The sequence below is a fragment of the Chitinophaga fulva genome, assembly GCF_012927205.1.
In the GTDB taxonomy this organism is placed as follows: Bacteria; Bacteroidota; Bacteroidia; order Chitinophagales; family Chitinophagaceae; genus Chitinophaga; species Chitinophaga fulva.
Window position 1 is genome coordinate 1,141,530 of record NZ_JABBGC010000002.1, and the last position, 11,077, is coordinate 1,152,606.

The 11,077-nt window shown below is 49.9% G+C and carries 10 protein-coding genes; 6 read left to right on the top strand and 4 right to left on the bottom strand.

Annotated features, from left to right (window positions below; all coding sequences use genetic code 11):
• The first annotated feature begins 45 nt into the window (after positions 1–45).
• Entirely contained in the window at positions 46–1,194 is a 1,149-nt protein-coding gene (locus HHL17_RS21245) for a tetratricopeptide repeat protein (protein ID WP_169226796.1), read from the top strand.
• Here the strand turns inward: HHL17_RS21245 and HHL17_RS21250 are convergent.
• Positions 1,176–2,372: an exo-beta-N-acetylmuramidase NamZ family protein gene (locus tag HHL17_RS21250; RefSeq protein WP_169226797.1), complete on the bottom strand. Its 1,197-nt coding sequence runs from the start codon at positions 2,370–2,372 to the stop codon at positions 1,176–1,178. The genes HHL17_RS21245 and HHL17_RS21250 overlap by 19 nt on opposite strands.
• Positions 2,373–2,428: 56 nt before the next feature.
• Positions 2,429–3,439 (bottom strand): lipase family protein, encoded by a 1,011-nt coding sequence (locus tag HHL17_RS21255; RefSeq protein WP_169226798.1) that lies wholly within the window; start codon positions 3,437–3,439, stop codon positions 2,429–2,431.
• Between the two features lie 275 nt (positions 3,440–3,714).
• On the opposite strand from HHL17_RS21255, the gene HHL17_RS21260 reads away from it, so the two are divergent.
• Entirely contained in the window at positions 3,715–4,350 is a 636-nt protein-coding gene (locus HHL17_RS21260) for a hypothetical protein (protein WP_169226799.1), read from the top strand.
• Positions 4,351–4,353: 3 nt separating this feature from the next.
• On the opposite strand, the gene HHL17_RS21265 is transcribed toward HHL17_RS21260, so the two are convergent.
• Entirely contained in the window at positions 4,354–5,478 is a 1,125-nt protein-coding gene (locus HHL17_RS21265; protein ID WP_169226800.1) for a helix-turn-helix domain-containing protein, read from the bottom strand.
• 33 nt (positions 5,479–5,511) lie between these two features.
• On the bottom strand, positions 5,512–6,960 hold the full coding sequence (gene pdxR / locus HHL17_RS21270) for a MocR-like pyridoxine biosynthesis transcription factor PdxR (RefSeq protein ID WP_169226801.1): 1,449 nt from the start codon (positions 6,958–6,960) through the stop codon (positions 5,512–5,514).
• Positions 6,961–7,076: 116 nt separating this feature from the next.
• On the opposite strand from pdxR, the gene HHL17_RS21275 reads away from it, so the two are divergent.
• From HHL17_RS21275 to HHL17_RS21290, 4 genes are all read left to right on the top strand, one after another.
• Positions 7,077–7,544, top strand: a complete 468-nt coding sequence (locus HHL17_RS21275) for a cupin domain-containing protein (RefSeq protein WP_169226802.1) — start codon at positions 7,077–7,079, stop codon at positions 7,542–7,544.
• Positions 7,545–7,572: 28 nt separating this feature from the next.
• On the top strand, positions 7,573–8,454 hold the full coding sequence (locus HHL17_RS21280) for a dihydrodipicolinate synthase family protein (protein WP_169226803.1): 882 nt from the start codon (positions 7,573–7,575) through the stop codon (positions 8,452–8,454).
• A 584-nt stretch (positions 8,455–9,038) separates the two neighbouring features.
• A complete protein-coding gene (locus tag HHL17_RS21285; RefSeq protein ID WP_169226804.1) occupies positions 9,039–9,608 on the top strand; it encodes an RNA polymerase sigma factor in 570 nt (189 codons plus the stop codon).
• A 117-nt stretch (positions 9,609–9,725) separates the two neighbouring features.
• A complete protein-coding gene (locus HHL17_RS21290; RefSeq protein WP_169226805.1) occupies positions 9,726–10,895 on the top strand; it encodes a FecR family protein in 1,170 nt (389 codons plus the stop codon).
• Positions 10,896–11,077: the final 182 nt, after the last annotated feature.

The following is an 11,077-nucleotide window of genomic DNA, read 5'->3' on the forward strand; positions in this document are numbered from 1 at the left end:
TTAGTTTTAAAACTAAATACTTAGTTTTATGTAAATACTTTCACTATGCGAAACTTTATCGGGGCCATTGGATTGTTATGTTTGTCCGGTACTGTCCGGGCACAGGGCATAGACAGGAACAGGGTCATGGAATACCTGCAGGACCAACAATACGAGGAAGCCATCGCTTATTTGCAGCCTAAAGTGAACACAAGCGAGCCAAAGGAAATGGCCCTGTTGGGCTACACCTATTACCAGGGCGGGAAGCTGTCTGATGCCGCAGACACGTATGAAAAGGTACTGGCACTGGACAGCACACTGATACCGGCCCTGCAATACCTGGCTACTATCCGTTCGCAGCAGGAGCGTTATCCGGACGCAATGACGCTTTACCAGCGCATCGCACAGCTGAAACCCACCAGCGCCACAGCCTGGAAACAACTCAGTTTCGCCGCTTTCATCGCACAGCAACCGGATTCTGGTTTCGTGTGGCTGCAGCAGGCCTACCAGCTCAATCCCGCTGATGCCCGCGTGGTATCCCGTAACGCAGAAGAATGGATGGACCGGAAAGCCTATCCCCGCGCAGACTCCATCACCCGCGTATTCCTGGCAAAAGACTCCACGGTATCTACCGTACTGATGACAGCCGCGAAAACAACCTACCTGGTAAAAGACTATAAACGTACTATCAGCATCGGGGAACAACTGCAACGGCTCAACGTAGTGGGGCCTAATACTTTCATCTATGTTATGGCCGCCAACTACAACCTGAAAAAATACCAGGCCTGCATCGATATCTACCAATACCTGTCGGAGCGCAATGCTGCATCGGAGAGCGTTACGTACTACACTGCGCTGGCATATACCGCACTGCGGCAGTACAAGGAAAGCAACGAACTGCTGCTGCGTTGTATAGATATGGCCAAATCGTCCAGCCTGGAAGGTTACTACAATAGCATGGCCACTAACTACGAAAGCCTGCGGCAATTCAAACCTGCATTGGCCAGCCTCGACACATCGTGGTACCTGTCACGCAAGCCGCTACGGCAATACAGCATGGGCCGGATATACGAAACCGGGCTTCATAACGACAATACAGCGATGAAATACTACAAACGCTTTATGCAGTTATACAAGCCCGATTCACCCGAAGACGAGGCAGTAATATATCAGTATCTGAGATCCAGAATTAAAACTCAGGGATACAACAAATAACGGAGACGCATCTTTTTATAGTTGCTGAGCCCTGGCTCCCAGCTCTGCCGGATGTCCGCTTCACTTTTACCATCAATGATCTGCTGACGGAAAGCCGTAGTGCCGGCCAGTTTATCGATGCTACCCATCTGTTTGCTGTAAGACTGATCAAAAAATCTGGCCTTATCAGGATAAGCTTTATACAACTCCATCATCCAGCTGAGATTGATCCTGCCCGCCTTACGCAAAGGCGCCGTATCGAACTTGCGCAGGTCCAGCCCATAGCAGGCCTGTCCCATATGCAAAGGCGATTCAGACTTACCGGAAATGCTTTCCGGCGTAAAGGAAAATTCATATTGTCCTTTCAGCGCCGGGCTTCCCAGTACAGTGAAAGGCATGTAAGTGCCTCTACCCTGGCTGATAATCGTTCCTTCAAATAAACAGAGGGAAGGATACAGCAATATGGACTGCTGTGTATTCAGGTTGGGGGAAGGGCTTACGGGCAACGTATAGTCCATACCGTGCCTGTAATTTTTTACCCGGATGATCTTAAGTTTGCAGCGTTGCTTATTTTTCAGCCAGCCTTCCCCATTCACCATCTGCGCAAATTCACCGACAGTCAGGCCATGAGTAATGGGTATGGGAAACTGACCGATACCGGATTTCAGCTTCATGTCCAGTATAGGGCCGTCTACATAGTCGTTCGGATTGGGACGGTCCAGTATGATCAGCTCTTTTCCTGCTGCTGCGCAGGCATCCATGATATCGCGCAACGTGTTGATGTTGGTGTAAAAACGGCAACCAACGTCCTGTATATCGAAGATCATCACGTCGATAGCGTCCATATCCTGCTGTGGCGGCATTTTGCGGGCGCCATACAGGGAAACGACAGGAATACCAGTAGCGGAATCAACTTCATCAGCCACATGAGCACCATTACTGGCATTGCCCCGGAAGCCATGCTCCGGGCCAAAAATACGGGTGATCTTCACCCCCAGTTTCAACAGGCTGTCTACCAGCATATGCCGGCCAATTACAGCAGTTGGATTGACCACCATCCCGACTTTCTTACCTTTCAGATAAGGCACATACAGGCTGGTTTGTTCTGCACCGGTAACAATCGGCTTCGGTGGTGCGGCATAAGCTGCCAGCCCACCCGTCAATAACAACAAAAGAAATACGCGGAATACAAATTGCATAAGCTAAAAGATGGATATACCGGTAAATATAAAAATTAACCGGTATATCCTGTATATCAAAGCGACACCATACTACTGCGGGCCAGCAGTGCGGCATCCACTTCAACGCCCAGATAGCCGGAATATTTCGCCAGCGCATGCTGTGCCCCCATCTGATAGAAATAGTCTGTCAGCGTATTCCGCCGGTACCGTGGGTCGAGATTTGAGTTAAACAGTACATAATGCAGTGCTTGTTGCATATAACCAAACCCATATAATAGTCCGGTCAGCAACAGGTAACCATCGCGGAGGCTCATCTGGTAACCATCATAAATAATCATGATGCCTTCTGATGAAGGAGACGGAACATACAGCAATGAAGCCATGATCATGGTAGACACCACAGGAAATTTGGGAATCACATCGTTTACATTTTCATAGTGCCAGGCATTGGGCACCTTATTGTCCAGGTCAGTGGCAAAGGTAGTATCTCCTGCTGCCGGTGCAGCGAAGGTGAACAGGTAAGTACCATCATAACGAATGCCCTCCCGCTGAAGGGCGGTCACAAAATAGGAGGAATAAACATTGGCAATGTTACCACCCAGGCTATGCCCGGTAATGATCACTTTTTTGTTTTGCGATACAACTTGTGTCTTCAGAAAATTATAGATGCCGGAAGAACCGACGCGGAGCCTGTCTTTCATGCTGGCCACATTGTTAAACGCCCTGTTGGCACCGGCGCTGATGCTGGCAGTACCATAAGTGGTATAATGCCAGGTGGCCAGGGAGATCACGTCCAGGTCTTCCATAATCCAGTTAGCAAAGGCATCCCAGTCCTTAAAGATGTCGGTGGGTGGCAGCGAGCCTCTGAAAGCCAGTCCATAAAACTCTCCGGTAGGGTCTGCGGCAATAAACCCAAAATTACCATCTACGGTTTCGTAGCCTTCCCAGACCAGGCTCCAGCCAGGCAGATGTTTGTCCAGATCGGCTTTGACATGTGTACTGTAGGCAATAGCGGATAATAACACAGCGGTTTTAGCATGTGCAGGCACAGCGCCCACTGCTGAAATAGTTTCTTGTAATTCCATGCGGTTTCGGGGGTTTGAGGTAAAACAATTGCGGAGAGCGAATAATAGATGGGGTCGTAAAATTTGTGGATTTTTTGATGTGTGATTTTTTGATTTGATGTAGCCTGGGCTTATTTCAAATCAAAAAATCGTCAATTAAGAAATTTCTGAATAGCCGTTGTCCTTCTCCGTTCTCTAATTTACAGATTTTTGACGTACGATTTTTTGATTTAGCGCAGTGAAGATCACTTTCATTCAAAAAATCGTAAATTAAAAAATCTGTAATAGATAAACATATGAAATGGATACTTGTTCCTTTGTTTTGGCTGTTGTATAACAGCACCCATGGCCAACCCCGGCCAACGGACTACCGTATGAACTTTCAGCAAGACTCCGCCCTCCGCAAATGGACTGGCAGCATCCCAGGCTTCACACTGGATGCCTTCGTTTACACTGAGGCCAGTAATTTCGATCAATTCACACCAGATACGCTCTCCCACAAAGACGCCACCACCTACTTCAACACCTACGGTAAGCTCCTCAATTTTTCGCCCGATAAAAAACAATGGCTCGACTTTTACAGCTATCAGGTAGCATTGGAGAAGGCGCCCAAGGGCCGCTACCGTGCCTACATCGAAGTAGACCAGGCGCTGCTGCTCGGCAACACCGCCGCCAGCACACGCAGACGCATTGCCTTTATGGGTGCTTCTTCCTGGATAGAGGAAACACTGTGGCTGGATAACCATACATTTATAGCTGTTGGGGTGACGGACGTCACTAAAGGACTTCAACCATTTATTTATATGGGAGACACCCATACCCGGAAACTATACCATTACCGGCCATCAAATGAGCGCTACAATCGCGACCGTAACCGCAAATATGTTTCCTGGCAATGGGCTAAGATGGCATCCAGGATTATCGAGGAGTAATGTTCAGGAAGCCTCTATGGCCTGTTTGCGGTATTCTGTAGGAGAAAGGCCTGTCAACTGCCGGAATACCCGTTGAAAAGTGGCCAGGGAACTGAAGCCACAATCATTCGCCACACCGGCGATCGTCAGCGCCGAGGATGCGGGCAACAAAATCGCTACCTTAAATGCTTCCACCCGGTAGCTGTTGATATACTCGTTCAGATTTTTTTGCAGACATTGGTTCAATACCGCTGATATCGTTTTGGCAGGCAAACCGGTATGTTCAGATAAACTTGCCAGGTTCAATGACGGATCGAGAAACAACCGGTCTTCTTCCATCGCTTTCCTCAACAACGCCAGCGCCGGTTGACTGACCGCTTCGTCTGGCGCCACATTCTTTTTTGCTGCCACCACTTCCTGGTACGAAAGCATAAAGCCCTGTATCCCCAACCAGTAAATCATCACCGCCATCGGCACATATACCGGGTACCAGTCAAATGTGTTCAACATAAAATCAGTATACCGGGGAATAACATAAGGTATCAGGTATAACAACCACACCGCCTGAAACACCAGCATTACCCGGGGAAACCGGTGCAACAACCGGTAACGCGGTTGCTCCACAGCCGTAACTGTATTCAGGTAGCGGACAGACAGCCACAAATAAGTGGTGAGGGATATCCAGCGGGGAATATCCGCATATACATTATAATGATCGATGAAGGCTCCCACCTTCATGCCGGCGCTGCCAGGCACCCATCCGGCCAGCGCAGCGATAACAAAACCATAAGCCACCAATACCGGTACGAGATCAATGATCACGGGAAAAAAGTGTAGCCGTGACTGTTTGGTAAGCCGGAAACCGGCATTCAGGGAGGCTTGTACATAAAACCAGATCAACGGCCCCACCAGCATGACCAGCATCCACGGCAACAGATCAGCCACAAACCGGATAATATCTGAATGAAACCAATCGAGGTAATTACCATACAGCCGGAAGGAAGCCAGGGCTAATACCAGCAATACCGCTGCCAACAACCGGTTGGGCAGCTTGTTCTTTTTCATGATCATCAACAACACACCCGCCACCAGTCCCTGCACCGCCCCCAACAGGATCACCATCCGGAAAAAATCTGCTACATGCGCCATGCGATAATTTTGATCACGTTAAAACTACAAACATTATTTTATAACGGTAGCGAGTGTACGAATTCCCTCTTCCAGTTCCGCAGGCGTCAGCGACGCATATCCCAGCCGCAGCGCATTCAGCGGTTGTCCGTCAAAACAGAACAACTCCGTCGGCATCACGGAAACACCTTTCTTCAACAAACGCGTCGCCAGTTGGCCGGTATCTGTCGGCTTAACAAACCTCACCCAGAATGCCAGTCCGCCTTCCGGTTTTTGAAACACCACCTGTTTATCCAGATACTGATGTAACAACTGGTCCATTTTCTCCCGTCTTTCTTTGTAGATATTAAATGCCCTCCGGGCATGACGGTTGATAGCGCCATCTTCCATCAGTCCGGCCACCGCCAGCTCCATGATAGGATCACCCTGGCGGTCTATCAATCTTCTCAGTTGAGCCAACGCTGCCACAAAGGCTGGCGGACCGGTCACATATCCAATGCGCACCGCCGGCGCTACCAGTTTACTCATCGAACTGATATAGATCACGTTGCCGGCGCCTTCATGGCTGGCCAACGGCAACAAGCTTTTAGCGCTAAAGTGAAATTCATGATCATAGTCATCTTCAATAATCGCAAAGCCGTATCGATTGGAGAGCTCCAGCAGTTTAAGCCGCCGTTCCACTTTCATGCTCACCGCCGTCGGAAACTGATGATGCGGTGTTACATACACCGCTTTCAACGTGGTGGTACGGCATACCTGTTCGAGTATGTCTGTTATCAGTCCTTTTTCATCTACCGGGATATGGACCATGTGGGCACCTGCGTTCACAAAGGTTTGCCTTGCAGGCAGGTAGCCCGGTGATTCTATGGCCACCGTATCCCCCGGCTGTATGAGCGTTTGCGCAATAAGATACAGCGCCATCTGGCTGCCGCGCGTGATACAGATCTGTTGCGGATCGGTGTTCATGCCTCTTTTAAAAGACAACATGGCCGCCACCGCGGCACGCAGCCTCTCATCACCTTGTTCGTGACCATAGCCCAGCATCCGCCAGCGTGCTTTTTGTTGAAAGATACGTTTGTAGGCTTTAGCCAATTCATCCAGCGGCGCTAAACGTACATCCGGCCAGCCGTCATTAAACACGATCAGGTTGGCTGCCACTTCCTGTGGCACCGGCGCCAGTCGTTCGTGACGATTAAAAGTGAAGTTGGCTGCTTTCTTTGCCCCCTGCCCTTTCCTGTCGGGAAGTTCTGCAGAAACGAAGGTCCCGCTTTTATCTGCCGTCTCCAGCCAGCCTTCCGCTGTGAGTTCTTCATAGGCCAGCACGACAGTCTTCCTGTTCACACCAAGATCGGCCGCCAGTATGCGGGTGCCGGGCAGCGGCGTTCCTGGTTTCAGCCGCCCTTTCTTTATCTCTGTTACAATACCCTCAGCAATCTGGCGGTATACCGACAGCTGCGGGTTATCAAAATCAAGGGTAAGTATCGTTTTCCAAGGCCTGAGCATCTGGACCATCTATTTTAGTTAAAACTGGATTATCATGATCATCCAAAAATAGACAAATTTTGTGTCATCGAAATCAGCTGATGAATTTATTCTCTCACACTTAAATCAATGTTAATATGGAAAAGGTAAAACAACCGGCGACATTTTCTTCCAACGATTTCCACCGCACTTATGCGCGCCCTCAGTATGTGAAACCCGCGAAACTGCTGCATAAGAACGTAGAGCAGGCAGGCGAGCATGATCAGTTTTCAGCAGAGCGCAAACATCCGGTATTCTTTGTGGACCTGCCTACCCGTAATGTGAGCATGACCATCGGCGGACTGCTGCCCGGGCAGCTGACCAACCGTCACCGCCACACGTATGAAACGGTGTTGTATGTACTGGAAGGCAAAGGATATACAGAAGTGGAAGATGAAAGAGTAGAATGGCAGGCCGGTGATGCCGTGTATATTCCCAGCTGGGCATGGCATCGTCATCAGAACCTGAGCGACAGCGAGCCTGCTCGTTATATCGCCTGTGAAAACGCGCCACAGCTACAAAACCTCGGTGTAGCATTACGGGAAGAAGAAGGCAGAGACCTCTAAAAATCAATTACGAATTAAAGCTGCGACGATGAAGAAAAATCTTTTTAGCGGGATCATAGCCTATCCCATCACACCATTTGACAAGCAGGAACGGGTGGACATCCCGCTGTTTAAGAAGCTGCTGGAGCGGCTGATACAGTCGGGTTCCCACGGCATAGCGCCATTAGGCAGCACCGGGGTGATGCCTTATCTCACCGACGAAGAGAAAGAAGCCGTTACCGAAGCCGCCCTGCAACAGGTAAAAGGGCGTGTGCCCGTTATCGTGGGAGTGTCTAACCTGACGACGGAACGCACCGTCTACCACGCACAGTTTGCCGAGAAGGCCGGCGCCGATGCCGTCATGATCATCCCGATGAGTTACTGGAAGCTGGCAGAGGACGAGGTTTTCCGTCACTACGAAAAAGTCGCGTCTAGTATATCCGTTCCCGTTATGGCATACAACAACCCGGCAACGAGCGGCATAGACATGTCCCCGGCACTGCTGAAGCGGTTGTTGAAAATCCCTAACGTGACCATGATCAAAGAAAGCACCGGCGACGTGCAACGCATGCACTACCTGCGCCGTGAGCTGGGTGAAGACGTAGCGTTTTACAATGGCTCCAATCCCCTTGCCCTGGCAGCTTTTGGGGCCGGTGCTACCGGATGGTGCACCGCCGCGCCTAACCTTATCCCCGACCTGAACCATCAGTTGTATGAAGCAGTGCAGGCCAATGATGCCACCCAGGCAAGGACCGTGTTCTATCAACAGTTCGACCTGCTGCGTTTCATCGTGGCCAAAGGGCTGCCCAAAGCCATTCAGGCCGGACTGACCATACAAGGCATTGAAGCCGGTTACCTCAGAAGCCCGCTCCGCGAACTCGATGCACAGGAGTATGCAGAACTGGAGCATATTCTTTCCGCAAAGGCATAAGCGCCGGGTTGTAATATTGCCGGGCATTCCGGAGGCAATGGCCTGCATGCATCCTGGTTCCCAGGGCTGAAGCCCTGGGCTACGATGTTGTTCAGGCATGTTAAAACGCCGTGTTGCCTCCTTAGGGTATAGCCTAAAACGATCTACAGTCTGCAACGCTAAACATCTCCATGGCTGTAAGATTTAATAGGATTGCATGTAAAAACTGCCCCGGGCCTCTGCCCGGGGCTATCTTCGTTAATAGTCTCCACTAACAGCATCCACTTCCATAAAGCATAACCAGGGGCTTTAAGCTATTTCCAAAGACTATAACACTATATTATGTAAATAATAGCTTCGCCACCTAAAGAACCTGAACTACATCTTAGCCCAGGGCTTCAGCCCTGGGGAACGCGAATGGGGAACGCGAATGGGGGAACGCCAACGAGGAACATCTACGGGAAACGTCTACGGGGGGAACGAACCCCGAATGCGAACGGGAAATACAAACGGAGAGGCAAATATGAATGCAAACACGAACGATAAAATACCATGCGTATTTGGTTATTTGCTGAATTTTATTTTCCTTGGCAACATAAGACGATATGCAGGAACCGGAAGACATACAACTGTTACACCAACTCCGTGAAGGAGATGAAAATGCTTTCACCACGATCTACAAGCGTTACTGGAAACTGTTATTTACGGTGGCCGCCAATAAGCTGGACAACCTCGAAGAAGCAGAAGAGCTGGTGCAGGATATTTTTTCAGACTTGTGGGACCGTCGTGAAACACTCGTGCTGACAGGCGCGCTCCCTGCCTATCTGGCTGTAGCCACCAAATACCGCGTCATCAATCTTCAGGCGCGAAAAAAAAGAGCCCGGGCTTATTCTTCCTATGCACGGGAAAACATATCGCCTGAAGACCATTCTACTGAACAATGGCTCTGTTTCGAAGACCTTAAAGACCTGCTTTCCGGTCTGGTGGCCGCTTTACCAGAACGGTGCCGGCTCACCTACCAGTTGAGCCGTGACATGGGCCTCTCTCACAAAGAAATCGCTCAGCGGATGAATATCTCTGAAAAGGCTGTGGAGCATAATCTCGCACGAGCTGTAAAAACGCTGAAGACCGGTTTAAAACATCTCTCCGCTTTATTTTTTTCGGTGCTCCCCTGATACAATTTTCCCATTTATTAATTTTTATTATTGAAATGCCGATAATTTTTAATTTTTTTTATAAACATATGGGGATTGGTGCTTTTCAATTGACTTAATATAAAAGACCTCTTTTGTATGAGCCAGGAAAAAGCACAAAGCCGGTATGAAGAACTGGCGGAGAAATGGCTGAAAGGCACCATCACACCGGAAGAAGCGAAGGAATATGCCGCGTGGTACAACGCTGGTCAGGATGCACCGGTGGAGATACCGGCATCTTTTGCCGCTAATGAGGCTGAACAGGAAGAAAGATTATGGCGTAAAATAGCTGCCCGGACAGGTTTTCCGGATCATACGGCAACGGCCGCACCTTTGCGCCGTCGCCGCTGGTGGGCTGCCGCTGCGGTAACAGCCGCCATTGTTACCGCCGGCTACTGCTGGCATCACTGGCAAACAAAAGCGCCACAGCCCCAACAACTGGCCACGGCCATTCCCGACGCCCTGCCGGGATCAGATAAAGCGGTGCTCACACTGGGCAATGGCCAGCAAATCATCCTCGATAGCGCCGGCAACGGCACACTGGCGCAACAGGGCGGCGTACACATCGTGAAAAAAGCGGACGGCTCCATCCTCTATGTAGATCAACATTCCGGCACTATTCCGGACACTCTTTATAATACTATGACCGTCCCCAAAGGCGGCCAATATAAACTCATCCTCCCGGATGGCTCACGCGTATGGCTAAACGCAGCCAGCTCCCTGAAATATCCGGTCGCCTTCAGTAATAAGGAAAGGACCGTAGAATTGAACGGCGAAGGCTACTTTGAAGTGGCAGCCAGCGCTGCCAGCCCCTTCCACGTGAAAGTACGCAATACCCAAATTGCAGTGCTGGGCACCAGCTTCAACGTGATGGCCTATCGGGATGAATCCAATATTCAAACTACATTGCTGACCGGCGCCGTGAAAGTAAAACAGCGAACAATTGAAAGACAAATCGCTCCCGGTCAACAAGCCGTCGTGAACAATGAAAACGGCCACATCTCTGTCGGGGAAACAGAAACAGCACTTGCCACCGCCTGGAAAGATGGCCAGTTCCGGTTTTCCAGTAATAACATTCCCATGGTGCTACGCCAGATCAGCCGCTGGTACAACATCGATATCGTATACCAGGGTAGTATCCCGCAAGGCCATATAACGGGCAAGGTACCACGAAACATGAAACTGTCCGGCGTTATCCGCATACTGGAGCTCAGCGGCGTACGTTGCAGACAGGAAGCAGGCAGGCTCCTTGTATTTCCCTCATCCTGAATTCCATCGCCAACATTTATTCACCTTTAAAAACTACGGTATGACCAGTCATTATTAACCAAAATCATCAACGTTATGAAAAAAGCGCCGTAAGCCGCGCTACACGGTATCCCATAAAAAAACCAGGAGCGCTTGGACCCGCCCCTGGCTATATGTCCGGGTTACCGTAAAACAATATCCGA